This window comes from Pseudooceanicola antarcticus (assembly GCF_900215355.1).
Classification (GTDB): Bacteria; Pseudomonadota; Alphaproteobacteria; order Rhodobacterales; family Rhodobacteraceae; genus Pseudooceanicola; species Pseudooceanicola antarcticus.
This window is the reverse complement of sequence record NZ_OBEA01000006.1, coordinates 141,280-165,505: the sequence shown is the minus strand read 5'-3', so window position 1 is coordinate 165,505 and position 24,226 is coordinate 141,280. Positions and strand designations below refer to the sequence as shown.

Genomic DNA, 24,226 nt, shown 5'->3' with positions numbered 1-24,226 from the left:
AACGCCCCCGCAAATCCTGCGGGGGCGTTTCGCATTCGGGGGGCGAGACGGGCTTACTTGCCGGCGGTCTCTGTTGCAGCGGGGGCCGCGGCGGGCTTCTTCGCCGGAGCCTTGCTGCCACCAGGCGACAGCGGGTCGTCCTGGCGCTGCACGGAGCCTTCAAAGTGGGCGCCGCTCTCGATGGCGATGGTCTTGTGGATGATGTCGCCTTCGACGCGGGCGGTCGAGGTCAGGCGGACCTTCAGGCCACGCACGCGGCCGATGATGCGGCCGTTGATCACCACGTCGTCGGCGGTGACTTCACCGCGGATCGTCGCGCCTTCGCCAACGGTCAGCAGATGCGCGCGGATGTCGCCCTCGATCGTGCCCTCGACCTGGATGTCACCGGTGGTCTTGATGTTGCCGGTGATGTGCAGATCCGAGGAAAGGACCGATGCCGGGGGTTTCGCCTTGGGAGCGGAGCTCTTGAAATCCATGCTGGGTGCCGTCGTCTTGGTGGCCGTCTCAGCAGGAGCCGGCGTGGTGTTCTCGGTGGTCTTCGGACCGGGTTCGTTGATCTTGCTCTTAGAAAACATCTCTTGCCGCCTTGATATAGATCATCGGGTTTACGGGCTTGCCGCCCATTCTGATTTCATAGTGAAGGTGGGGGCCCGTCACACGTCCGGAAGCTCCCATATCACCGATACGTTCCCCGCGCGAGACCCTTTGCCCGACTTTCACGCCGAGGCGGGACATGTGGGCGTAGCGGGTCTCGAAGCCGAAATCATGCTTAATCTTCACCAGCCGGCCATAGCCCGAGGACCAGCCGGCATGGGTGACCACGCCGTCGCCGGCCGCGTAGAGCGGCGTGCCCACGGGGGCGGCCATGTCGGTGCCGTAGTGCTGGCGAATGCCGCCGGTCTTGGGGTCGCGGCGGGTGCCGAAGCCCGAGGAATAGCGGAAGCGCGATTTCACCGGGTTGGCGAAAGGCGCCTTCTCGGCGGCGATACGATACAGATCCAGCTCTTCCAGGCGCTGCAGGATCGCATTGGCGCGCTCGGCGTCGGGCGAGGGCAGCTCGCCCATGGTCGAGAAGGAGATCGGGGTCATCGGGCCGCCACGGCCCGTGTAGCCCCGGCGCACCTGGTCGATCAGGGTGTTGGTGTTCATCCCGGCGGCGCGGAACATCTTGTCCAGCGGCTCGACCGAGACGGTCATGGCTTCTTCAAGCTGACGGAAGATGGCGTCGTTCTGGTCTTCCATCAGCGCGATGCGCTCGGCCATCTCGTCGGCCTGGGCCAGGGCGTCCTGGGCGTGGACCTCGGTCTGGTCGCGCTCGGCGGCGGTCTCCGACAGGGCCGCGGTCAGCACGTTGAGCGTATCCTCGGCATAGGCCGGCAGCGGTTCGCGCTCACCGTTCTCGGAGGGCGCCTGCAGGGCCAGCAGTTCCTGCCGGGTGGTGTCGCGTTCCTTGAGGGTCTTGCGCAGCGTCGCCTGGATCACGTCGATCCCGGTCTCCAGCTCGCGGCGGCGCGCCTCGGATTGCAGCAGCTCGGTCTGCATCGCCGAGATGCGATCGAGCGCGGCGTTGAAACGGTCCTGGGCGGCCAGGGCCTCCTGCTCGCGCAGGTCGCGCTCGGCGGCCATGGAGTTCAGGCTCTCGCGGTAGGTTTCCTGATCGCGCAGGGCCTGTTCGCGGTAGTTGCCGGAGCCGATGCTGTCCATCAGCAGGATCGCCGTGGCGATGATCGTCCAGGAGACGATCATGGTGCCCCCGGCGGCGGCAATGATCTGCGTGACAGGCCGCAGCCGGATGAAACGCGTGTCATTGTCCGAACGCAGGAAGACCCGGCGCTCGGGAAAATTGCGTTCCAGAAACGCGTGAGTGCGAATTGCTAGTCTGGTTCTCACGGGGTCCCGATCCCTCTTCGTCCCATCCTGGCGCCCGGCAACGAGGTCCCCACCTCAGGCGCTTGCAATCAGTTACCCGTGCCAACCAAGCGGGGCAATATATTTGTCCCGCTGCCCATGGGAGCTGCGCGAAAAATGGCGGATCTGGCGAGAAACCGCCGAAAAATGTCCATTCGAGCAGGGGGGCGCAGGCGCGGATGCCTGCGCCTTGAGCTCAGCTCTCGCCCGCCAGCGGCCAGTAGAAATCCGGCGGCAGACCGGCCTCGGCGCGTTTCTCTTCGTTGAAGGGCGGCTTCAGGGCACCGTGGAAATAGCGCTGCACCAGGGCGTGGAACTGCGGTTTCGGATCGAGGTTGTCGCGCCCGCAGAGGAAGTGGAACCACTTCGAGCCATAGGCGACATGGCCCACCTCTTCGCCGTAGATGACCTCCAGCGCCTCGACGACATTCTCGAGCTTTGCCTTGCGGAAGACCTCGATCATGTTGGGCGTCACGTCGAGGCCGCGGGCCTCGAGCACCATGGGCACCACCGCGAGACGGCCGAAGATGTCGTCTACGGTATCCTCGGCGGCGCGCCACATGCCCGCATGGGCGGGCAGGGCACCGTAGTGCGAGCCGAGGCTCTCCAGGCAGTCGCAGATCAGGTTGAAGTGCTTGCTCTCCTCATCCGCCGCCTTGACCCAATCGTCGTAGAAGCCGGGCGGGAAGGAGACATGGGGAAAGCGCGCCACGAGGTCCCAATGCAGGTCGACGGCGTTGAGCTCGATATGGGCCACGGCATGCAGGATCGCGATGCGGCCTTGCTCCGAGCCGGGGCGGCGGCGCGGCACCTCGCGCGGATCAAGCAGCTCGGGCCGCTCGGGCCGGGCCGGGCGCAGGGGCGGCCTGGCATCGCCCAGCGGGATCTCTTCGCCCGCGGCGCGGGCCGCGAACCAGGTGGCCGCATGCTTGTGCGAGAGCGCGGTCTTGGCGCGGCCATCGGCGGTGCTCAGCACCTCGACGGCCATTTCGGTCAATGTGGTCATGGCTTCTCCGCCGATGGTCATTCTGTCGGGTGGCCGCGCCAGAGGCCGGGGGAGCGCCTTCGCAGGGGCATCGAGCCCCCGAGAAGGCGGGGGGCGGGGCCCCCGGCGCATCGTGCGAAAGGCGCGCCCCTGGCCGGGCCTGTGGCGCGGGCCTGGCGTGCGGGGAATGGCGTCGGCTAGAGAGCCTGCACTTCCTTCAGCACTTCCTCGGCATGGCCCGCGACCTTCACCTTGGGCCAGATCTTCACCACCTTGCCATCGGCACCGATCAGCACCGTGGTGCGCTCGATCCCCATGAAGGTCTTGCCGTACATCTTCTTTTCCTTCCAGACACCGTAGTCCTCGCAGACCGTGCCCTCGGCATCGGACAGCAGCTCGGTCGCCAGCTCGTGCTTGGCGCGGAACTTCTCGTGCTTCGAGAGCGGGTCCTTGCTGATCCCCAGCACCCGCGCACCGGCCTTGGCGAACTCGGGCGCGAGGGTGGTGAAATCCTTGTTCTCTGTGGTGCAGCCGGGGGTGTCGTCCTTGGGATAGAAGAACAGCACTACCGGAGCGGGCCGCAGGGCCGAGAGCGTCACCGCGTCGCCGCCGGTGCCGGGGAGGGTGAAATCGGGGGCGGGGCTGCCTTCCGAGAGCATTGTCATGGGGCGTGACCTTTCTTGCCTGTCGCTGTTGGCTTCCATATTAGGCCGCGGCAACGCAGAATGAAAATCCGCGATCGCTTCGGTGCGCGTGTTTCGATGACAGGACCCAGATGAAAGACCCCCAGCCCAGCTCGACCGGCGCGCCGTCCCCCGGACGCAGGCGCCGACCCCTGCGGGCAGCGCTGCGGCTGACGGGCTTCCTTGCGGCCCTGGTGCTGCTGGCCGCTCTGCTCTGGGCGGGCAGGCTGCTGATGTCGAGCGATCCGATCCCCGCGCCGGACTGGCTGCGCACCCGCGTGGCGGAGCGCATCGAGGCACAGAGCCCTGGCCTGGGTGTGTCCTTCGACGCGCTTTCTGTGGTCTTCGAGGAGCGCTGGCAGCCACGCTTCCGCCTCGACAACCTGCGCCTGACCCTGCCGGTCAGCGGTGCCCGGCTGCAACTGGATCAGAGCACGGCGCGGCTCAGCGGGCGGGCGTTGCTGGCCGGACGGGTCGAGCCGCGCGAGGTCACCGTCACCGGGGCGCAGCTGCGCCTCAAGCGACGCGCCGACGGCAGTTTCGACCTCATCGGCCGCGCGCCCGAGGGGGACCGCTCTCTTGGCGATGCCATGGCAGAGCTCAAGGCCGCCCTGCGCCGCCCCGAGCTGGAAGGGTTGCGACGCATCGAGGGGCTGGGCCTGACCCTGGTCTACGAGGACGCCCGCGTCGGGCGCCGCTGGTCGGCCGACGGCGGCCGCCTGGTGCTGGAACGCGAGGGCGAACGGCTGGTGATCCGCGGCGATGTCTCGGTGCTGGGCGGGCGCAGCTATGCCACGCTGCTGCGCGGCAGCTACAGCTCCGCGCTGGACAGCCGCTCGGGCGACTTCCAGTTCTCGGTCGAGGACATGCCCTCGGAAGAGCTGGCAACCCAGAGCGCCGCGCTGGCCTGGCTGGGCGTTCTGAGGGCGCCGCTCTCGGGCGCGCTGCGGCTGTCCGTGGACGAGGCGGGGGCGCTTGGGCCGCTCTATGCGACGTTGCAGATCGGCGCCGGGGTGCTGCGGCCTTCCGACGAGACCCGCCCGATCCCCTTCGATGCGGCGCGCAGCTATTTCTCCTTCAACCCGGCCAACCAGATGCTGCGCTTCACCGAGCTTTCGGTGCAGAGCCAATGGGTCAGCCTGCTGGCCGAGGGTGCCTTCCGCCTTGGCCTGGGCCCCGGCGGCGGCGTCGAGATGACCGGCCAGCTTTCGGCCACCGAAATCGTCGCCAATCCCGGAGACCTCTTCGCCGCCGCGCTGCGCATCGGCCGTGCCGAGGCCGAGCTGCGCCTGGCCGTCGATCCCTTCGTGCTGGAACTGGGAGAGCTGACCCTGTCGGAGGGCGGGCATGCGCTGCACCTGTCGGGCTGGATGGAAGCCGCCGAGGGCTGGGAGCTGGGACTTGCGGGACGGCTGGCCGATCCCGCCGATGGCTCCCCGACGCTTTCGCCTGATGACGTGCTGGGGTTCTGGCCGCCCATGGCCAAGCCCAAGACGCGGGGCTGGGTGTCGAAGAACCTGCTGGAAGGGGGGCTGTCGCACCTGCAATTCGGTCTGCGCGCCAGCGAGGGCAGCAAGCCCGAGCTGCAACTGGGCTTCGACTTCGAGGACACGACGCTGACCTTCCTGCCCGACATGCCGCCGGTACGCGGGGCCCGCGGCCATGCCTCGATCGACGGCCACCGTTTCGTGGTGCAATCCGAGGCGGGCCTGGTCAATGTGCCCGGCGGCGGTGTTCTGGACATGGCGGGCACCAGCTTCACCGTGCCGGATACCCGCCCGAAACCCGCCGATGCCGATCTATCGCTGCGCGCCAAGGGGGCGCTGCGCGACGTGCTGCTGCTGCTCGACCAGGCACCGCTGAACCTGCTCTCCAAGGCCGGGCAGGACCCCGAGATGGCCGACGGAGACAGCCTGCTGACCGCCCAGGTCCAGTTCCCGCTGATGAAGAAACCGCCCCCCGAGGCGATCTCGGTCAGCTATGCGGCGCGGGTCGAGGACGTGGAAAGCCGCAGCCTGGTGCCGGGCCGGGTCCTGCAGGCCGAGGCCCTCGAGATCAGCGGCAACAAGCAGCGGATCGAGGTCGCGGGGCAGGGGACGCTGGACGGTCTGGGCTTCGATGGCCGCTTCGATGCCCGCTTCGGCACCGGGGCCGCGCCGGCCGAGGTACAGACCCGCATCGTGCTGGACGCCGAGGCCGCCAGTTCCTTCGGTCTGCGCCTGCCCGAGGGCACGCTCTCGGGACGCGGCACGGCGGACCTGGCGCTGGTGCTGCATGGGGCCGAGGATATCGGCTTCCGGCTGGAGAGCGACCTTGCCGGCCTGGGCCTGTCGATCCCGGCGCTGGATTTTTCTCTGGCCCCCGCCACCCGCGGCCGCCTGCGCGCCGAGGGCCGCATCGGTCCCGAGATCAAGATCGACAGCTTCGCGCTGGAGGCGCCGGGGCTGGAGCTTGCGGGCGGGCTGACGGCCACCGAGGGCGGCGGGCTCGAGGCGCTGACACTGCAGCGCCTGAAGGCGGGCGGCTGGCTGGATGTCTCGGTCCGCATGCGCCCCGCGGCAGGCGGCGAGATGGCGCTCGAGATCACCGGCGGGCGGGTGACCCTGTCGCAGATGCCGGCGCTGTCGAGCGGTGGCAAGCTGCCGGCCTCGCTGGTGCTTGACCGGCTGGTGGTCAGCGAGGGGCTGAGCCTGACCAATTTCCGCGGCCAGCCCGCCGGGGGCGGCGCGCTGCGCTTCTCGGGGCAGATCAACGGCGGCGCCAGCGTCAACGGCATCTGGAGCCCGCGCGGCCTGCGTATCGAAGCCGCCGACGCCAGCGGAGCACTGGCCTCGGCCGGGTATCTCAAGCAGGGCAGCGGCGGGAGCATGGTGCTGGACATGACCCCGACCGGCGCGCCGGGCCACTACACCGGCCACCTCGAGATCACCGACATCCGCATCCGCGAGGCCCCCGCCATCGCTGAGATCCTCAATGCGCTGTCGATCGTGGGCCTGCTGGAGCAGCTCTCGGGCCCCGGTATCCTGTTCAGCGATGTCGAGGCCGATTTCTCTCTCTCGCCCGGTGTGCTCAGGGTTTCTCAAGCCTCGGCGGTCGGGGCCTCGATGGGGATATCCCTGGACGGGCTCTATGACCTGAAGCAGGACCGCCTGCAGATGCAGGGCGTGTTTTCCCCGGTCTACCTGCTGAACGGCATCGGTTCGGTGCTGACCCGCAAAGGCGAGGGGCTCATCGGGTTCAGCTACCGGCTGGACGGGCCGGCCTCGGCGCCGAAGGTGCGGGTGAACCCGCTGTCGGTGCTGACACCGGGGATGTTCCGCGAGATCTTCCGCCGCCAGGTGCCGGGCGGCCAATAGGCCATGGCACCTTGGCCGGCATCCGCGCGTGCCCTGCGGGCGGGGAGCGGGAGGCAGGGGGCCAGCGGACACCGGCGGCGTGCGGCCTTGCAGGTGTTGCGGCGCCCTGCGGGAAGGTGTAGCGGAGCGCCAAGTTTGCCTGAGTGTTCCGGGGGTTTGCCGTGCAATTGTCCGACTTCGATTTCGACCTGCCCGAGGGGCTGATCGCCACGCGGCCCGCGCGCCCGCGCAGCTCGGCCCGTCTGCTGGTGGCCGAGGGTGAGACGATCCGCGATGCGGTGGTGCGCGACCTGGGAGATTTCCTGCGCCCCGGCGACCGGCTGGTGCTGAACGACACCAAGGTGATCCCGGCCCGGCTCTCGGGCCTGCGCCGCCGCAGCTCGGAGCAGGGCGAGACCGAGGCACGGATCGAGGTCACCCTGCTGGAACCCCGCGCCGAGGGCACCTGGGCCGCCCTGCTGAAGCCGCTGAAGAAGGTGCGCGACGGCGAGGTCATCCGCTTCACCGAGCGCCTTTCGGCCAGGGTCGAGAGCCGCGAAGAGGGCCAGGCCCTGCTGCGCTTCGAGGCGGAGGGGGATTTCGACAGCGCGCTTGCCGAGGCCGGGCAGATGCCCCTGCCGCCCTATATCGCCGCGCTGCGTGCGCCCGATGAGCAGGACAAGCAGGATTACCAGACGGTCTGGGCCCAGAACTCGGGCGCCGTGGCGGCGCCGACCGCCTCGCTGCATTTCGACGAAGAGCTGCTGGCGCGGCTGGCCGCGCGCGGCATCGCCTTCACCCATGTCACCCTGCACGTGGGTGCCGGCACCTTCCTACCGGTGAAGGTCGAGGACGTGACCACCCACAAGATGCATGCCGAATGGGGCGAGGTGACCGAGACCGCCGCCGCCGAGATCGCCGCCACCAAGGCCGCCGGTGGCAGGGTCATCCCCGTCGGCACCACGGCGCTGCGCCTGATCGAAAGCGCGGCCCGCGAGAGCGGCGCCATCGCGCCCTGGCGCGGCGAGACGGATATCTTCATTTACCCCGGCTTCACCTTCGCCGTGGCAGATGCCCTCATGACCAATTTCCACCTGCCCAAGTCGACCCTGATGATGCTGGTCTCTGCCCTCATGGGCCCCGAGGCCATCCGGCAGATCTATGCCCATGCCATCGAAGAGAAATACCGCTTTTTCTCTTATGGTGATGCCTCGCTGTTGATCCCGCAGCCCTGACGTGAAATCCATGGGGCAGCACGGGCTGCCCCGAACGTCCGCCCCCTGACCACCCGCGATCGAGGAGACGCACCATGCTTCAGGTTCTCGGAACCTCCTGGGCCCTATTGCTCGGACTTATGCTCCTTATGCTTGGCAACGGCCTGCAGGGCACCCTGCTGGGTGTGCGTGGCGAGATCGAGGGCTTCTCGACCTTCGAGATGTCGCTGGTCATGTCGGCCTATTTCGCGGGTTTCCTCGGCGGCTCGCGCCTGGCGCCCGAGATGATCCGGCGGGTCGGCCACGTGCGGGTCTTCGCGGCGCTCGGCTCGTTCATCTCAGCGGTGCTGATCCTCTACCCCGCCTATCCCAACCCCTGGGCCTGGTCGATCGAGCGGGTGATCATCGGCTTCTGCTTCTCGGGCGTCTACGTCACCGCCGAGAGCTGGCTGAACAATGCCGCCAGCAACGAGAACCGGGGCAAGTCGCTGGCGCTCTACATGATCGTGCAGGTGCTGGGGATCATGGCCGCGCAGGGCATCCTGCTGCTTGGCGACCCGGCGGGCTTCATCCTGTTCATCGTGCCGTCGATCCTGGTTTCGATCTCCTTCGCGCCGATCCTGCTGTCGATCTCTCCGACACCGGCCTTCGAGACGACCCGGCCAATGTCGCTTAAGGAGCTGTTCCAGACCTCGCCGCTGAGCCTGGTCGGGGTCTTCCTGGTCGGCGGCGCCTTCTCGGCGCAGTTCGGCATGGCGGCGGTCTTCGGCACCCAGGCGGGGCTGACCCTGCCGCAGATCTCGCTCTTCATCACCATGTTCTACCTCGGCGCGGTACTGTCGCTCTTCCCGCTGGGGTGGCTGTCGGACCGCATGGACCGGCGTCTGCTGATCGCCATCGAGGCCATCATCGGCGGCGTCGGCGCGGGCATCGGCTGGATGCTGGGCGAGAGCTACGTGGCGCTGCTGGTGGCGGCGCTGTTCATCGGCGGCATGACCAACCCGCTCTATTCGCTGCTGCTGGCCTATCTCAACGACCTGCTGGAGCATGACCAGATGGCGGCGGGCAGCGCGGGGATGATGTTCGTCAACGGCCTCGGCGCCATCGGCGGCCCGATCCTGACCGGTTACGCCATGACCCTGGCGGGGCCGGGGGGCTTCTTCCTCTTCATCGCGGTGCTGCTGCTGGCGACCGCGGGTTACGCCTTCTACCGGATGACCCAGCGTCCTTCCGTCGCCTCCGAGGATACCGGGGCCTATGCGCCGGTCTTCATGTCCTCGACCCCGGTGGCGGTCGAAGCGGCGCAGGAATGGGCATATGAGGTCGCGGAAGAGGCCGCGGCCGAGGAAAGCGAGACATAGCGCGCGGAAATGCGCAAGCGCGGTAAATCCATCATTCCATTCCGGTAAAAGCTTTGTAACACTGGGGCAAACGGCGCAATCGCCAGCAATGAGGAGAGAGCCATGATTGCCCCCGAAGAGGTATTGTCCTTCTGGTTGGACGAGGTCGGCCCGTCGGGCTGGTACAAGGGCTCCGACGACCTGGACCAGCAGATCCGAGACGCGTTCGGAGAGGCCTGGCAAGCGGCAGTGAACGGCACCTACGGGCTGTGGCTCACCTATCCCAGCGGAGCGCTGGCCTATATCATCCTGATGGACCAGTTCCCGCGCAACATGTTCCGCGGTCAGGCCAAGGCCTTTGCCAGCGACAAGATCGCCCTGGCGGCCTCGAAGATGTCCGTGGACCATGGCTGGGACATGAAGATCGACGAGCCCGCGCGGCAGTTCTTCTACCTGCCGATGATGCATTCCGAGAACCTCTGCGACCAGGATCGCTGCGTGCGCCTGATGGCTGAGCGCATGCCGGTCAGCGGCGCGTCGAACATGATCCATGCCAAGGCGCACCGCGAGGTGATCCGCAAGTTCGGCCGTTTCCCCTATCGCAACGAGGCCCTGCAGCGACGCGGCACGGCCTCCGAGGCGGCCTATCTCGAGAAAGGCGGCTACGGCGCCACGATGCGAGAGCTCGAGGCCGCCGCGAGCTGAGCATCTGGCCCGGCAGTAGCCTGCGACAAGATCGAACCCGGCCCGCCTTGGCGTGCCGGGTTTTTGCTTTTTCGGGCGGGGATTCGCCGCGCGACCTTTGCGCCCTTTGACAGGGGCGCGGCAGCGGATAGGCTCTGATCAGGCATCGGCGCGGGTTTCGCCGGGCGCATAGCGGCCTTTCGGCGGGCGACCGCGTCGGAGGGCTTCGGGCGCTTGTTCGGTGCTGGCAGATAGTTTAACGTCAAACTATCTATTGAGCCAAGGCACAGCGGAGGGGCAAATGGCAGCCAAGTCATTCGATTTCATCGTGATCGGGGCAGGCCCGGGGGGCTATGTCGCCGCGATCCGTGCCGCACAACTGGGCCTGAGCGTGGCCGTTGTCGAGCGCGAACACCTGGGCGGTATCTGCCTGAACTGGGGCTGTATCCCCACCAAGGCACTGCTGCGCAGCTCCGAGGTCTTCCATCTGATGGAACGGGCCAAGGAATTCGGCCTCTCGGCCGAGAAGATCGGCTACGATCTCGATGCGGTGGTCAACCGCTCGCGCGGGGTGGCCAAGCAGATGGAAGGCGGCGTGCGCGGCCTTCTGAAGAAGAACAAGGTGACCGTGATCATGGGTGAGGCCTCTGTGCCCGCCAAGGGCAAGGTCTCGGTCAAGACCGACAAGGGCACCGAAGAGCTGACCGGCAAGACCATCGTGCTGGCCACCGGCGCCCGCGCCCGTGAGCTGCCGGGCCTTGAGGCCGACGGCGATCTGGTCTGGACCTACCGCCACGCGCTGAAGCCCGCCCGCATGCCGAAGAAGCTGCTGGTCATCGGCTCGGGCGCGATCGGCATCGAATTCGCCAGCTTCTACAACACCCTCGGCGCCGACACGACCGTGGTCGAGGTCATGGACCGGGTGCTGCCGGTGGAAGACGCCGATATCAGCGCCTTCGCCAAGAAGCAGTTCGTCAAGCAGGGCATGAAGATCATGGAGAAAGCCATGGTCAAGAAGCTCGACCGCGCCAAGGGCAAGGTCACGGCCCATATCGAGGTCGGCGGCAAGGTCGAGACGCAAGAATTCGACACCGTGATCTCGGCCGTCGGCATTGTCGGCAACGTCGAGAACCTCGGCCTGGAAGAGCTGGGCGTGAAGGTCGACCGCACCCATGTGATGGTGGACGAATACTGCCGCACCGGCGTCGAGGGGCTCTATGCCATCGGCGATATCGCCGGCGCACCCTGGCTGGCGCACAAGGCCAGCCACGAAGGTGTCATGGTGGCCGAGCATGCGGCGGGCAAGAAGGTTCATCCGATCCGCCCCAACTCCATCGCCGGCTGCACCTATTGCCATCCGCAGGTTGCCTCTGTCGGCCTGACCGAGGCCAAGGCCAAGGAGGCGGGCTACGAGCTGAAGGTCGGCAAGTTCCCCTTCATCGGCAACGGCAAGGCCGTCGCCCTGGGCGAGGCCGAGGGTCTGATCAAGACCGTCTTCGACGCCAAGACCGGCGAGCTCCTGGGGGCCCATATGGTCGGCGCGGAAGTGACCGAGCTGATCCAGGGCTACGTCGTGGGCCAGGCGCTGGAGACCACCGAAGAGGACCTGATGCACACGGTCTTCCCGCATCCGACCCTGTCCGAGATGCTGCATGAATCGGTGCTGCAGGCCTACGGGCGCGCCATTCACATCTGATCCGCCAAAGGATCACACATCCAGGGGCGTCCCGCCGGGGGCGCCCCTTTTTCGTTTGGAATCCAGGGGTTTCCGGCTAGGCTCTGCGCGGGACAAACCGCCCGGACGGGGCGGAAAGGGGACGACGTGGCACGAAGCCTCAATCGCATTGTCATGCGCAAGAGCTCTCGCAAGTGGATCAGGGAGCTTGATCCGCAGGGGCTGGACGTGGCCGAGATCAGCGGCAAGTGGGGCCAGCAGTTCGGCTTTGCCAGCTACCAACGCTTCAGCTTTCCGCGCCACGATATCTGCAAGGGGCCCTTCACCGATGCGGCGGGCGCGGTTCTGCAGTTCGACCTGGTGATCGCGGATCAGGTCTGGGAGCACCTCGACCGTCCCTTCACCGCCACGCAGAATGTCTTGCAGATGCTTCGCCCCGGCGGCTGGTTCTTCATCGCCACGCCCTTCTATGTGCCCTTCCACGGCGCGCCGGTGGATTGCTCGCGCTGGTCAGCACGGGGTCTGAAGAACCTGCTCATCGAGGCGGGCTTCCCCAGGGGGGATATCCGCGCCCGGCAATGGGGCAACGCCAGCGCCGCGCGCCGCAATATCGAGGCGCAGCAGGCGGGCGCCTGGCCGCCGGTCTACGACCCGGCCAAGGATGATCTGGAGAACGACCCCGACGTACCGATCATGTCCTGGGCCCTGGCGCGCAGGTAGGGCCGGGGCTGACCCCGGCCCGAAAGCTCAGTGAGAGATCATCTCGTCGACGATTTCTGCGCCGCTCAACTCGGCCGGGTAGTAGGTCGGCCAGTTGGTGACCTCTTCCAGCAGTGCTGCACGGTCATCGCCCCAGTAGAGGTGGAAATGCCCGGCATCGGTCGGCGCCACGGCGTGGTCGCTGAACTGCACGAACTGCGGGGCTTCCGCGTCGCCTTCGATCTTCTCGAAGATGTAGCGCACGCCGCGGTTGCCCTTGGCATAGGTCAGCACCTCGTAGCCGTCCGATGCGTAATGGCCAGAGACCGCCTGATCGCCGCTGTGGAAGGTGAAGACATCTCCCGAGATCTCGATCCGGTCGACATCGGTCTTGTAGCCGATCTCGTAGTAGGCGGTGTATTCTTCGGCTGTCTTGCTGCCGCTCTCGGCCTTGTGTTCCATGACCGGAGCGAGGGTGCCGTCCGTCAGCAGCGGATAGACCGACTGCCAGTCGCCCTGCCAATCCTCAAGGCTGCGGGTCTGGATCTCGTGATCCTCGAAATAGCCATCGTAGATGCGTTTGCTGTCGGCATCATGGGCGTGCTCGTGCTCATGGGCGTGATCATGCGACTTGTCCTCGGCCAGGGCAGGCTGGCCAAGCGCCAGAAGGGCCCCAAGGGCAATTCCGCCCATACGGCGGCTGTGGGGAAAGTTCATCTGGGTCTCCTCAGGAATTGATTCGTGATGTTATACCATCACATGCACGGTCCTAGAGAGGTCCGGCCGCAGCCGCAACCCGGATTGCCCGGCCACGGGTCCGACCGGGCGGCGGGCCGCCGAGCGCTGCGTGCCGCCAGCTTTCGCGGCGTCACGGGGCGGCAGCTTGTCAGTGGACAGGCAAAGTTCACCTTTGGTTCTCATTTTCCCCTTGGACGTGGCCGATCTCTCCACTATCTCTTGCGAGAGCTTATTCCGGGGGCAGTCATGGCCGATCAGAAGTACATCGAGGTTCGCGGCGCGCGAGAGCACAACCTCAAGGGGATCGACGTCGATATCCCGCGTGACCAGCTGGTGGTGATCACCGGGCTGTCGGGCTCGGGCAAGTCCAGCCTGGCTTTCGACACGATCTATGCAGAGGGCCAGCGGCGCTACGTCGAAAGCCTTTCGGCCTATGCGCGGCAGTTCCTCGACATGATGGAAAAGCCCGACGTGGATCATATCTCGGGCCTGTCGCCGGCGATCTCGATCGAGCAGAAGACGACCTCGAAGAACCCGCGCTCGACCGTCGGCACGGTGACCGAGATCTACGACTACATGCGCCTGCTCTTCGCGCGCTCCGGCACCCCCTACAGCCCCGCCACCGGCCTGCCCATCGAAGCGCAGCAGGTGCAGGACATGGTGGATCGCGTCATGTCCATGGAGGAGGGGACCCGCGGCTACCTGCTGGCCCCGATCATCCGGGATCGCAAGGGCGAGTACCGCAAGGAATTCCTCGAGCTGCGCAAGCAGGGCTTCCAGCGGGTCAAGGTGGATGGCGAGTTCCACGAGCTCGACACCCCGCCGACGCTGGACAAGAAGTATCGCCACGACATCGACGTTGTGGTCGACCGGATCGTGGTCCGCGAGGGCATGGAGACGCGGCTTGCCGACAGTTTCCGCACCGCGCTGGACCTGGCCGATGGCATCGCCGTGCTGGAAACCGCCCCGAAGGAGGGCGAGCCCGAGCGTTTCACCTTCTCCGAGAAATTCGCCTGTCCGGTCTCCGGCTTCTCGATCCCCGAGATCGAGCCGCGCCTCTTCTCGTTCAACGCCCCCGATGGCGCCTGCCCTCATTGCGATGGCCTGGGGATGGAACTGTTCTTCGACGAGCGCCTGGTGGTGCCCGATGCGCAGCTGAAGGTGGCCGACGGCGCCATCGCGCCCTGGCGCAAGGGCAAGTCGCCCTATTTCCTGCAGACCATCGACGCCATCGCCAAGCACTACGGCTTCGACAAGAACGCCCGCTGGAAGGACCTGCCGAAGAAGGTGCAGAACGTCTTCCTGCGCGGTTCCGGCGACGAGGAAATCGCCTTCCGCTACGACGAGGGCGGCCGGGTCTACAACATCACCCGGGCCTTCGAGGGCGTCATTCCCAACATGGAACGCCGCTACCGCGAGACCGACAGCAACTGGGTGCGCGAGGAATTCGAGCGCTACCAGAACAACCGCTCTTGCGGCCACTGCAACGGCTACCGCCTGAAGCCAGAGGCGCTGGCGGTGAAGATCGACGGAATGCACATCGGCCAGGTGGTCCAGATGGCGATCCGCGAGGCGCTGGACTGGATCAAGGCGGCGCCCGAGCACCTCTCGAAGCAGAAGGGCGAGATCGCCGGCCCCATCGTCAAGGAAATCCGCGAGCGCCTTGGTTTCCTGAACAACGTGGGCCTGGAATACCTGACCCTGTCGCGCGCCTCGGGCACGCTGTCGGGCGGGGAAAGCCAGCGTATCCGGCTGGCCAGCCAGATCGGCTCGGGCCTGACGGGCGTGCTCTACGTGCTGGACGAGCCCTCCATCGGGTTGCACCAGCGCGACAACGGGCGGCTGCTGGAAACGCTGAAGTCGCTGCGCGACCAGGGCAATTCCGTGCTGGTGGTGGAACATGACGAAGAGGCGATCCGCGAGGCGGATTACGTCTTCGACATCGGGCCGGGCGCCGGTGTGCATGGGGGGCAGGTGGTCTCTAAGGGGACGCCGGCAGAGATCGCCGCCGATGCGGGCTCGGTCACCGGCCAGTACCTGTCGGGCAAGCGCGAGATCGCCGTGCCCGCCATCCGGCGCGAGGGCAACGGCAAGGCGCTGAAGGTGGTCAAGGCCACGGGCAACAACCTGAAGAACGTCACCGCCGAGTTTCCCCTGGGCAAGTTCGTCTGCGTCACGGGCGTGTCGGGCGGCGGCAAGTCGACGCTGACCATCGAGACCCTGTTCAAGACCGCCTCGATGCGGCTAAACGGTGCCCGCCAGACGCCCGCGCCCTGCGAGACGATCAAGGGGCTGGAGCACCTGGACAAGGTGATCGACATCGACCAGCGGCCCATCGGGCGAACCCCGCGCTCGAACCCGGCCACCTATACCGGCGCCTTCACTCCGATCCGCGACTGGTTCGCCGGGCTGCCCGAGTCAAAGGCGCGCGGCTACAAGCCGGGGCGGTTCAGCTTCAACATCAAGGGCGGTCGCTGCGAGGCCTGCCAGGGCGACGGTGTCATCAAGATCGAGATGCACTTCCTGCCCGATGTCTACGTCGAATGCGAGACCTGCAAGGGCGCGCGCTACAACCGCGAAACGCTGGAGATCAAGTTCAAGGGCAAGTCCATCGCCGACGTTCTGGACATGACCGTCGAGGATGCGCAGGAGTTCTTCCAGGCCGTGCCCTCGATCCGCTCCAAGATGGATGCGCTGGTGCGGGTCGGGCTGGGCTACATCAAGGTCGGTCAGCAGGCCACGACGCTCTCGGGCGGCGAGGCGCAGCGGGTGAAGCTGTCGAAGGAGCTGGCGCGCCAGTCCACGGGCCGCACGCTTTACATCCTCGATGAGCCGACCACGGGCCTGCACTTTGAGGACGTTCGCAAGCTCTTGGAAGTGCTGCATGAACTGGTCGAGCAGGGCAACACGGTGGTGGTGATCGAGCATAACCTCGATGTCATCAAGACCGCCGACCATATCATCGACATCGGCCCCGAGGGCGGCGATGGCGGCGGCGAGGTCGTGGCCTTTGGCACCCCCGAAGAGGTGGCCGAGGTCGAACGCAGCCATACCGGGCATTACCTCAAGGACATGCTGAACGGAGCCAAGGTCGCGGCCGAGTAGGGTGATGAAGCGGCGAGGGGCCGGGCGCTTGCGCCCTGTCCTGCTGCGCCGCTCAGGTGAAGGCGAAGGCCAGGTCGAGGCGCTTTTCGAGCTGGCGGTACTTGTTCTGCTGGAAAGGGAGGTCGGCGAAGCGCGCCTTGTCGATCTCCAGCCATCTGATCAGCATGTGCGCGCGCAGCAGGAACGTCACAAGCGCATCGTCCACCGGCTGACCATAGCCCTGAAGCAGCGCGGCGCGCAGGTGGCGTCTGACGCCGCCCGCGTCGATCTCTTCCGCCGACGCATCGAAGCGGTAATCGCTCTTCAGGAAATCCACGAGGTCATAGACCGCCAGCTTCTGCCCCGCGTCGGCCATATCGAGACCCAGCATGCGGTCCCCGTCGATCAGCAGGTTCCTGGGATGGAAGTCGCCGTGACAGAAGGGCCGCGGGAAGACGCGCCCGCGCAAGCCATCGACCTGCTGGCGCAGGGTCCGGATCATCGGGCGGTAGCGGGCGGGCCTTGCCTGCGGTCCCCTGGCGTGCAGCTGTTCCAGGCGATCAAAGATCCATTTGGGCCAGAATTGCCCCTCTTCCGCGGGGCCATGGCTGTGCAGCACGGACAGCCAGCGACCGGCGTGCTGGAAGAGCTCCGTGAGGGGGGCGTCGTGGTGCATCCGCTCCCAGAGGGTATGAGCCTTGTGAAACCGGCTCACCATGAAGGTTTCGTCCCTGGATAGGTAAAGCGCTTCGACGACACCGAGGTCAGGTTGCAGGTCAAAGCGGCGGGCAGCCTGCCGCAGGGCGCGGTATTCGGTGGCGGTGCTTCCGGCCTCCCTGGGCATCCGGTTCAGCTTCACCACGAAGTCGCCGCCTTCGCCGAGATCCATGCGCAGCACGCAGCGATCGGACGTGCTCGCGCCGTCGAGACGCAGGAAATTCGCTGGCCGCGTCTTGCCCATGGGAAGCGCAGCGCGCCCGGCGTCCGAGGTCAGGAACTCGGCCGCGCAGGCTTCGGCCAGACCGCTGTCAAAGTCGAAAAATCTCTGCAATGCCGTACCCTTGCGACGCTTCCGGCCGCCTCGTTTCCCCAGCCCTCGGTGAAAGCTAACCGGGGCAGGGGGGCGAGGCAAGCTCAGCCGTTGCGCTCGGCGAAGCGGGGCAGCATGGCCGAGAAATCCTTGGCGCCCTGGCCCTCCTCCTCGACGAAAGCGGTGTAGAGCTCTTCCGCCGCGGCGCCCATCGGGGTTTCGGCACCGGCGCTGGCGGCGGCGAGCTGCGACAGGCGCAGGTCCTTCAGCATCAGCGCGGCAGCGAAGCCGGGCTGATAGCCGTTGTCGGCCGGGGAGTGCGGCCCGACGCCGGGGGCGGGGCAATAGGCGTTCATCGACCAGCTGTAGCCAGAGGAGGTCGACACCACGTCGAACATCGCCTGTCGGTCCAGCCCCAGCTTGTCGGCCAGGGCGAAGGCCTCGCAGGTGGCGATCATGGTGACGCCGAGGATCATGTTGTTGCAGATCTTCGCCGCCTGGCCATTGCCGGAGCCGCCGCAATGCACGGCCTTCTGGCCCATGATCTCGAAGAGCGGGGCGACCTTGGCGAAAGCCTCGACCGCGCCGCCGGCCATGAAGGTCAGCGTGCCTGCGTCCGCGCCGCCGGTGCCCCCCGAGACCGGCGCATCCATCGCCTGCACCCCGTGGGAATGGGCCAGCTCCGCCACCGCGCGGGCGCTGTCGACATCGACGGTCGAACAATCCAGGTGCACCGCGCCCGAGGTCATCACCGGCAGGATCTGGGCGGCGACGGCGCGCAGGATCTCTCCGTTGGGCAGCATGGTGATCACTACGTCCGCCCCCTCGGCTGCCGCCGCCGAGGTATGGGCGAGGCCGACGCCCGGCACCTGGACCTCGGCCATGTCATAGCCCGTGACCTCATGCCCAGCCTTGGCCAGGTTGCGGGCCATGGGGGCACCCATGTTGCCCAATCCGATGAAACCGATCTTCATATGCTCTCCTCCCAGGTGGCGCCTCAGGGCGCGTCGAATGTCAGGTCCTGCTCCAGCGGTGCCAGCATGGCGGAGACCGTTTCAGGTGTCACGTCCAGCCCGTGGCGCCAGCGCGGCTTGCGGTCCCGGTCGATGATCTGGGCCCGGATGCCCTCGATGAAATCCCCGTGCTCCATGGCGCGGGCGGTGAAGCGGAACTCGAGGGACAGCGCCTTGCGGATATCCTCTTCGCCATGCAGCCGCTCGAGCAGCTCCAGCGTGGCGGCCATGGAAAGCGGACAGCCCGTCTCCAGTGCCTTCAGCGCCCGGTCGGCGATGTCGTCGCCGCTTTCCTCGGACAGCGCGGCACGGATGCCGGGCAGGGTGCCCGAGGCAAAGAGCGCGTCGATGTAGTCCTGGTTCTCTGCCAGCCGGGAGACCGGGGCAGGGCGCGCGGCTTTCAGCAGAGGCGCAGTTGTGCCGGTCTCGCAGAGCGCGGCCTTGGCGGCCTCCCACCCGGCCTCGGGCAGGTAGTGATCGGCAAAGCCCGCGTGGATCGCGTCGCCCGGCCCCATGCGGGCGCCGGTCAGGCCCAGGTAGGCCCCAAGCCGCCCCGGGGCGCGCGCCAGCAGCAGCGAGCCGCCGACGTCCGGCACCAGCCCGATGCCGCATTCCGGCATGGCGATACGGGCGCTCTCACCCACCACCCTGTGGCTGGCATGGCAGCCGACGCCCACGCCGCCGCCCATGACGAAGCCATTGAGGAAGCTGACCACCGGCTTGGGGTACTCGGCCATCAGCGCGTTCATGCGGTACTCGTCGCGCCAGAAGGTCCGGCCATAGGCGTAATCCCCGGCGCGGCCGGTGTCATACATCTCGCGAATGTCGCCGCCGGCGCAGAAGGCCTTGTCGCCTTCGGCGTCCAACACCACCAGTGCCACCTCCGGGTCCTCGGCCCAGCTCCGAAGCGCTGCTTCGATCTGCAGCGACATCTCGTGGCTCAGCGCATTGAGCGCCTCGGGCCGGGTCAGGGTCATCCGCCCGGCGCGTCCTTCACGCCGGATATTCACTTGGCTCATTTCGACACGAGGCTCCTTGCCACGATGAGGCGCATGATCTCGTTGGTTCCTTCGAGGATCTCGTGAACCCTCAGATCCCGCACCAGCTTCTCGATTCCATAATCGGCAAGATAGCCGTAGCCGCCGTGCAATTGCAGGCATTGATTGACGATGCGAGAGCCCGCCTCGGTGACGAATTTCTTCGCCATGGCGCAATGCTTGGTGGCATCGGGGGCGCGCTGGTCAAGCTTCCAGGCGGCCTGGCGCAGGAAGACGCGGGCCGCCTGCAGCTCGATCTCCAGATCGGCCAGGCGGAACTGCAGGGCCTGGAAGTCGGTCAGGCTCTGGCCGAAGGCGCGGCGGTCGCGCATGTACTGCAGCGTCGCATCCAGCGCCGCCTGTGCCGCGCCGAGAGAGCAGGCCGAGATGTTCAGCCGCCCGCCGTCGAGCCCCTTCATCGCATAGGTGAAGCCCTGGCCCTCTTCGCCGATCAGGTTTTCCGCCGGGATCTCGCAGCCGTCGAACTGCACGGCACGGGTCGGCTGGCTCTTCCAGCCCATCTTGCGCTCCAGGCCGCCGAAGCTGAGGCCGGGCGTGCCCGCGGGCACGTAGAAGGCCGAGACGCCCTTGGGCCCCGGCCCGCCGGAGCGCGCCATGACCACGTAACCGTCCGAGTAGCCCCCGCCCGAGATGAAGGCCTTCGACCCGGTGAGCTTCCAGCCCGTCCCGGTGCGTTCGGCGCGGGTCTTCAGGGCGGCGGCATCAGAGCCGGAGCCCGGCTCCGTCAGGCAGTAGGAGAGCACCGTCTGCATCGATAGCGCGCCGGGCAGCAGGCTGTCCTTCAGCGCCGGCGCGGCAAAATCGTCGAGCATGCGCGCGCACATGTTGTGGATCGACAGGAAGGCCGCCACCGAGGGGCAGGCCATCGACAGCGCCTCGAAGACCAGGGTTGCCTCAAGCCGCGACAGGCCGGAGCCGCCCGCCTCTTCCGAGACATAAAGGCCGCCGAAGCCAAGCTCTGCCAGCTCGGGCCATAGTTCTTTCGGGATCTCCCCTGCCTCTTCCCAGGCCTGGGCATGTGGCGCGATGCGATCCTGTCCGAACGCGCGCGCCATGTCGAAAACGGCGCCTGCTTCGGCACCAAGAGCGAAATCCATCGCTTCCTCCTCCCCTTACTGGCCCTTGGCCGGTACGGGCAGGTCTCCTCAAACCTGCTGTTGTACCAGGGCCGAAATGGATGTCTCACGCAGCCCCAGGATCTGGAGCGCCTGTTCCTCTGTCCGGACAATCCTGTGGGTGATGCCCGGCACATGTTCCCAGCTTCTGACGGCGAAGCCGGCGATCTTCTGTGCGACCGTGGTGGGGGCGAGATGGACGAAGAGCCGGTCGGTTTCGGCGGCGCAGAAGATCTCGGCCTTCTGGGCGTGGACCTTCAGCATGTCCACGACGTTCATGTCCATTCCGGTCACATCGCGCATGTCCAGCAACTGGTTCAGTTCAGAAGCGGCACGGCGATCGGTCGAATAGTTCTTCAGTGCCTCCAGGCTGTCCTGGGGTCGTACAATTCCTGAAAATCGCACGTGGACCAACCCGAGGTGGGGCAGGATTGTGTAATGACAAGACATCGGCTGGTAAAATCCGGGGAGCTGGAATTCAATTGGCTATGCCCCAGTCTTAGCACCCGGTGTATACCAGTCTACGCGCTTTGGCGTCAGTCCCGCCTTCCGGCCCGCGAAATTGCACGAATGCATCGGTTTTTGACCTTTACCTCCTCATAGGTTGTGCGGACCCCCTGTTTAGGGGGAGGCGATCAGGGGGATCGCCTCCGCCGGATGGATCAGTCCATCGCCTTAAAGTTGAACTCGCCACCTTCCTTGATTCCGGAGAACCAGCGCGCGGTGACGGTCTTGGTCTTGGTGTAGAACCGGAAGGCGTCGGGGCCGTACTGGTTCAGGTCACCGAAGGCCGATTTCTTCCAGCCGCCGAAGGTGTGGTAGCTCAGCGGAACGGGGATCGGGAAGTTGATGCCGACCATGCCCACGTTGACCCGGTTGGCGAAATCGCGCGCGGTGTCGCCATCTGCGGTGAAGATCGCGGTGCCGTTGCCATAGGGGTTGTCCATGGTCAGCTTGAGCGCGTCCTCGTAGGTGTCGGCGCGGACCTGGGACAGCACCGGGCCGAAGATCTCTTCCTTGTAGATGTCCATCTCGGGCGTCACGTTGTCGAAGAGCGTCGGGCCGACATAGAAGCCGTCCTCATAGCCCTGAAGGCTGAAACCGCGGCCGTCCTTCAGCAGCGTCGCGCCCTGGTCCACGCCCGAGGAGATCAGACCCTCGATGCGTTCCTTGGCGGCGGCGGTGATGACGGGGCCGTAGTCGACTTCGTCTTCCGAGGTGTAGGGCCCGACCTTCAGCTTCTCGATGCGCGGCATCAGCTTCTCGATCAGCGTATCGGCGGTTTCCTTGCCCACGGGCACGGCAACCGAGATCGCCATGCAGCGTTCGCCGGCGGCGCCGAACCCGGCACCGACCAGCGCGTCGGCGGCCTTGTCCATGTCGGCGTCGGGCATGATGATCATGTGGTTCTTGGCACCACCGAAGCACTGGGCGCGCTTGCCGTTGTTGGCGGCGCGGCCGTAGATGTACTGGGCGATCGGGGTCGAGCCGACGAAGCCCACGGCCTGCACGGTCTCGTTGTCGAGGATCGCGTCCACGGCTTCCTTGTCACCGTTGACGACCTGCAGCACGCCATCGGGCAGACCGGCTTCCTTCAGCAGCTCCGCCAGGCGCAGCGCGGTCGAGGGGCAGCGCTCGGAGGGCTTCAGGATCATCGCGTTGCCGGCCGAAAGGGCGGGCGCCATCTTCCACAGCGGGATCATCGCCGGGAAGTTGAAGGGGGTGATGCCGGCCACGACGCCAAGCGGCTGTCGCATGGAGTAGAGGTCGATGCCCGGACCGCCGTCATTGGTGAACTCGCCCTTCAGCATATGCGGCGCGCCCATGCAGACCTCGACCACTTCCAGGCCACGCTGCACGTCGCCACGGCCATCGGGCAGGGTCTTGCCGTGTTCCTTCGAGACCAGCTCGGCCAGCTCGTCCATGTGCTCGTTGATCAGGGCACCGAACTTCATCATCACGCGCGCACGGCGCTGCGGGTTGGTGGCGCCCCAGCCCTTCTGCGCCTCGGCGGCACGGGCCACGGCGTCATTGACCTCTTCGACGGTGGCCAGCGGCACCTTGGCGGTCACTTCGCCGGTGGCGGGGTTCAGCACGTCGGTGAAGCGGCCGGAGCCGCCCTTCACATGGGCGCCGTCGATGAAATGGCTCAGTTCCTGCATGGAATCCTCCTGTTATGGGGTTGGCGGCAGGTTAGCCTTGCGGAAATGGGCGTGAAAGGGGAAAAGGCTCAAATGGGTTTTGCAAAAATGCAGCTATGAACTGGGACGATCTGCGCGTCTTCCTCTCTGTCGGCCGGCTTGAGAGCCTCTCGGCCGCCGCCCGTGCGCTGCGCATCGACCCGGCCACCGTGGGCCGCCGCATCGCCCGGCTGGAGGAAGAGACCGGGACGGCGCTCTTTGCCAAGTCGCCACAGGGCTATGCGCTGACCGAGGCCGGGCAGCGGTTAATGGCCCATGCGGCGAAGGGCGAGGCGGCTTTCCTTGCGGGGGCGGCAGAGGTGGCGGGGCAGGGCGGTCCGGGTCTCTCGGGACAGGTGCGCATCGGCGCGCCGGACGGGGTGGCGAACTTCCTGCTGCCGCAGGTCTGCGCCTCGATCCTCGACGAGAACCCCGAGCTGGAGCTGCAGATCGTCGCCCTGCCGCGTCTGTTCAACCTCAGCCGGCGCGAGGCCGACATGGTGGTGACCGTCAGCGCGCCGACCGCGGGGCGGCTGCTGGTGCAGAAGATCTCGGACTACCACCTGCACCTGGCGGCGACCGAGGGCTACCTGGCGCAGCACCCGCCGATCCGCGCGCTGGAGGACCTGGGGGGGCACCGGATGGTGGGCTATATCCCCGACATGATCTTCGACAAGGAGCTCGACTACCTCGAAGAGACGGGGGTGAGCCGGGTGCAACTGGGCTCGAACTCGGTTTCGGTGCAGTTCCACTGGGTCGCGGGCGGGGCCGGGCTGGGCATCCTGCACGATTTCTCGCTGCCGCATCACCCCGGCCTGCGCCGTGTCCTGCCCGAGACGATCCGCCTGAAACGCAGTTTCTACCTCGTCCGGCACGAGGATGATGCGCGCCTCGACCGCCTCAATCGGCTGGCCGCGCTCTTGTCAGAGCGGCTCCGGGCCGAGATCACCCGACAGGAAGGGCTCTCTTGACAGGTTGACCTTGGGCAACCACGCTTGAACCGGAGGAGCGCGGATCAACCTACGGAGGAAAGCGATGCTGGTTCAGCAAATTTTGAAGTCCAAGGCCACGGATGGCGTCTTCACCGTGACCCCAGATGTCACGATCCGCGAGATCGCCCAGATCCTGCGCGACAAGAGGATCGGCGGCGTGGTGGTCAGCAGCGATGGTGAGAGGGCCGAAGGCATCCTGTCGGAGCGCGATATCGTCCGTGCGCTGGCGGTGCGCGATGAAGGCGTGCTGGATCTGACAGCCACGGCGCTGATGACCCGAGACCCGGTTTGCTGCTCGCTCGAGATGAGTTCGGACCAGGTGCTGGAGAAGATGACCGAAGGCCGCTTCCGCCACATGCCCGTGGTGCAGGAGGGCGTCCTGGTGGGCATCGTGACCATCGGCGACGTGGTGAAGGCGCGGCTCAGCCAGCTCTCGGCAGAGAAGGATGCGCTGGAAGGCATGATCATGGGCCATTGAGCCCGGCGGGCCCCG

Annotated in this window: 20 protein-coding genes; 9 read left to right on the top strand and 11 right to left on the bottom strand. The window is 66.7% G+C overall.

Translation table 11 applies throughout. From position 1 onward, the window contains the following. Positions 1 to 53 precede the first annotated feature (53 nt). The 4 genes from CRO50_RS15470 to CRO50_RS15455 all read right to left on the bottom strand — a co-directional run bounded on the left by CRO50_RS15470 (position 54) and on the right by CRO50_RS15455 (position 3,552). Entirely contained in the window at positions 54 to 575 is a 522-nt protein-coding gene (locus CRO50_RS15470) for a bactofilin family protein (protein WP_097146829.1), read from the bottom strand. After that, positions 565 to 1,890, bottom strand: a complete 1,326-nt coding sequence (locus tag CRO50_RS15465) for a M23 family metallopeptidase (protein WP_097146828.1) — start codon at positions 1,888 to 1,890, stop codon at positions 565 to 567. Before CRO50_RS15465 ends, CRO50_RS15470 begins: the two co-directional genes overlap by 11 nt. A gap of 214 nt (positions 1,891 to 2,104) precedes the next feature. Next, positions 2,105 to 2,914 carry a ferritin-like domain-containing protein gene (locus CRO50_RS15460; protein ID WP_097146988.1) on the bottom strand — a complete coding sequence of 270 codons (810 nt, stop codon included), beginning with the start codon at positions 2,912 to 2,914 and terminating at the stop codon, positions 2,105 to 2,107. Positions 2,915 to 3,090: 176 nt separating this feature from the next. Then, positions 3,091 to 3,552, bottom strand: a complete 462-nt coding sequence (locus CRO50_RS15455) for a peroxiredoxin (RefSeq protein WP_097146827.1) — start codon at positions 3,550 to 3,552, stop codon at positions 3,091 to 3,093. 116 nt (positions 3,553 to 3,668) lie between these two features. Here CRO50_RS15455 and CRO50_RS15450 point away from each other — a divergent pair, with 116 nt between their 5' ends. The 6 genes from CRO50_RS15450 (at position 3,669) to CRO50_RS15425 (ending at position 12,544) form a co-directional block, all read left to right on the top strand. Further along, complete coding sequence (locus CRO50_RS15450; RefSeq protein ID WP_097146826.1) at positions 3,669 to 6,932, top strand: YhdP family protein; 3,264 nt, start codon at positions 3,669 to 3,671, stop codon at positions 6,930 to 6,932. 161 nt (positions 6,933 to 7,093) lie between these two features. After that, complete coding sequence (queA, locus tag CRO50_RS15445) at positions 7,094 to 8,146, top strand: tRNA preQ1(34) S-adenosylmethionine ribosyltransferase-isomerase QueA (RefSeq protein WP_097146987.1); 1,053 nt, start codon at positions 7,094 to 7,096, stop codon at positions 8,144 to 8,146. Positions 8,147 to 8,220: 74 nt separating this feature from the next. Beyond that, positions 8,221 to 9,486, top strand: coding sequence for an MFS transporter (locus CRO50_RS15440; RefSeq protein WP_097146825.1), 1,266 nt, complete (start codon positions 8,221 to 8,223; stop codon positions 9,484 to 9,486). Positions 9,487 to 9,588: 102 nt separating this feature from the next. Beyond that, positions 9,589 to 10,170, top strand: coding sequence for a DUF924 family protein (locus tag CRO50_RS15435; protein WP_097146824.1), 582 nt, complete (start codon positions 9,589 to 9,591; stop codon positions 10,168 to 10,170). A 280-nt stretch (positions 10,171 to 10,450) separates the two neighbouring features. Next, positions 10,451 to 11,845 (top strand): dihydrolipoyl dehydrogenase, encoded by a 1,395-nt coding sequence (lpdA, locus tag CRO50_RS15430; protein ID WP_097146823.1) that lies wholly within the window; start codon positions 10,451 to 10,453, stop codon positions 11,843 to 11,845. 126 nt (positions 11,846 to 11,971) lie between these two features. Next, positions 11,972 to 12,544, top strand: a complete 573-nt coding sequence (locus CRO50_RS15425; RefSeq protein WP_332835703.1) for a class I SAM-dependent methyltransferase — start codon at positions 11,972 to 11,974, stop codon at positions 12,542 to 12,544. Positions 12,545 to 12,571: 27 nt separating this feature from the next. Here CRO50_RS15425 and CRO50_RS15420 read toward each other — a convergent pair whose 3' ends face one another. Continuing rightward, a complete protein-coding gene (locus CRO50_RS15420; RefSeq protein WP_097146821.1) occupies positions 12,572 to 13,240 on the bottom strand; it encodes a ZinT family metal-binding protein in 669 nt (222 codons plus the stop codon). A gap of 267 nt (positions 13,241 to 13,507) precedes the next feature. Between CRO50_RS15420 and uvrA the strand changes: the two genes are divergently transcribed. Continuing rightward, entirely contained in the window at positions 13,508 to 16,366 is a 2,859-nt protein-coding gene (gene uvrA / locus CRO50_RS15415; protein WP_097146820.1) for an excinuclease ABC subunit UvrA, read from the top strand. Between the two features lie 52 nt (positions 16,367 to 16,418). On the opposite strand, the gene CRO50_RS15410 is transcribed toward uvrA, so the two are convergent. The 6 genes from CRO50_RS15410 to CRO50_RS15385 all read right to left on the bottom strand — a co-directional run bounded on the left by CRO50_RS15410 (position 16,419) and on the right by CRO50_RS15385 (position 22,723). Then, positions 16,419 to 17,396 (bottom strand): aminoglycoside phosphotransferase family protein, encoded by a 978-nt coding sequence (locus CRO50_RS15410; RefSeq protein WP_097146819.1) that lies wholly within the window; start codon positions 17,394 to 17,396, stop codon positions 16,419 to 16,421. Between the two features lie 83 nt (positions 17,397 to 17,479). Beyond that, a complete protein-coding gene (gene mmsB / locus CRO50_RS15405; protein ID WP_097146818.1) occupies positions 17,480 to 18,349 on the bottom strand; it encodes a 3-hydroxyisobutyrate dehydrogenase in 870 nt (289 codons plus the stop codon). Positions 18,350 to 18,372: 23 nt separating this feature from the next. Next, positions 18,373 to 19,407: an enoyl-CoA hydratase/isomerase family protein gene (locus CRO50_RS15400; RefSeq protein WP_097146817.1), complete on the bottom strand. Its 1,035-nt coding sequence runs from the start codon at positions 19,405 to 19,407 to the stop codon at positions 18,373 to 18,375. Continuing rightward, complete coding sequence (locus CRO50_RS15395) at positions 19,404 to 20,543, bottom strand: acyl-CoA dehydrogenase family protein (RefSeq protein WP_097146816.1); 1,140 nt, start codon at positions 20,541 to 20,543, stop codon at positions 19,404 to 19,406. Before CRO50_RS15395 ends, CRO50_RS15400 begins: the two co-directional genes overlap by 4 nt. A gap of 48 nt (positions 20,544 to 20,591) precedes the next feature. Then, positions 20,592 to 20,966, bottom strand: coding sequence for a hypothetical protein (locus CRO50_RS15390; RefSeq protein WP_143516943.1), 375 nt, complete (start codon positions 20,964 to 20,966; stop codon positions 20,592 to 20,594). Positions 20,967 to 21,223: 257 nt separating this feature from the next. Continuing rightward, complete coding sequence (locus CRO50_RS15385) at positions 21,224 to 22,723, bottom strand: CoA-acylating methylmalonate-semialdehyde dehydrogenase (RefSeq protein ID WP_097146814.1); 1,500 nt, start codon at positions 22,721 to 22,723, stop codon at positions 21,224 to 21,226. Between the two features lie 95 nt (positions 22,724 to 22,818). On the opposite strand from CRO50_RS15385, the gene CRO50_RS15380 reads away from it, so the two are divergent. Beyond that, complete coding sequence (locus CRO50_RS15380; protein WP_097146813.1) at positions 22,819 to 23,712, top strand: LysR family transcriptional regulator; 894 nt, start codon at positions 22,819 to 22,821, stop codon at positions 23,710 to 23,712. 64 nt (positions 23,713 to 23,776) lie between these two features. Then, complete coding sequence (locus CRO50_RS15375; RefSeq protein ID WP_097146812.1) at positions 23,777 to 24,211, top strand: CBS domain-containing protein; 435 nt, start codon at positions 23,777 to 23,779, stop codon at positions 24,209 to 24,211. Positions 24,212 to 24,226: the final 15 nt, after the last annotated feature.

Bases quoted from the DNA above. Each gene is read 5' to 3' on its own strand.
- CRO50_RS15470 (WP_097146829.1), bottom strand. From the start codon at position 575: ATGTTTTCTAAGAGCAAGATCAACGAACCCGGTCCGAAGACCACCGAG.
- CRO50_RS15460 (WP_097146988.1), bottom strand. From the start codon at position 2,914: ATGACCACATTGACCGAAATGGCCGTCGAGGTGCTGAGCACCGCCGAT.
- CRO50_RS15455 (WP_097146827.1), bottom strand. From the start codon at position 3,552: ATGCTCTCGGAAGGCAGCCCCGCCCCCGATTTCACCCTCCCCGGCACC.
- CRO50_RS15450 (WP_097146826.1), top strand. From the start codon at position 3,669: ATGAAAGACCCCCAGCCCAGCTCGACCGGCGCGCCGTCCCCCGGACGC.
- CRO50_RS15440 (WP_097146825.1), top strand. From the start codon at position 8,221: ATGCTTCAGGTTCTCGGAACCTCCTGGGCCCTATTGCTCGGACTTATG.
- CRO50_RS15435 (WP_097146824.1), top strand. From the start codon at position 9,589: ATGATTGCCCCCGAAGAGGTATTGTCCTTCTGGTTGGACGAGGTCGGC.
- lpdA (WP_097146823.1), top strand. From the start codon at position 10,451: ATGGCAGCCAAGTCATTCGATTTCATCGTGATCGGGGCAGGCCCGGGG.
- CRO50_RS15420 (WP_097146821.1), bottom strand. From the start codon at position 13,240: ATGAACTTTCCCCACAGCCGCCGTATGGGCGGAATTGCCCTTGGGGCC.
- uvrA (WP_097146820.1), top strand. From the start codon at position 13,508: ATGGCCGATCAGAAGTACATCGAGGTTCGCGGCGCGCGAGAGCACAAC.
- mmsB (WP_097146818.1), bottom strand. From the start codon at position 18,349: ATGAAGATCGGTTTCATCGGATTGGGCAACATGGGTGCCCCCATGGCC.
- CRO50_RS15400 (WP_097146817.1), bottom strand. From the start codon at position 19,407: ATGAGCCAAGTGAATATCCGGCGTGAAGGACGCGCCGGGCGGATGACC.
- CRO50_RS15395 (WP_097146816.1), bottom strand. From the start codon at position 20,543: ATGGATTTCGCTCTTGGTGCCGAAGCAGGCGCCGTTTTCGACATGGCG.
- CRO50_RS15385 (WP_097146814.1), bottom strand. From the start codon at position 22,723: ATGCAGGAACTGAGCCATTTCATCGACGGCGCCCATGTGAAGGGCGGC.
- CRO50_RS15380 (WP_097146813.1), top strand. From the start codon at position 22,819: ATGAACTGGGACGATCTGCGCGTCTTCCTCTCTGTCGGCCGGCTTGAG.
- CRO50_RS15375 (WP_097146812.1), top strand. From the start codon at position 23,777: ATGCTGGTTCAGCAAATTTTGAAGTCCAAGGCCACGGATGGCGTCTTC.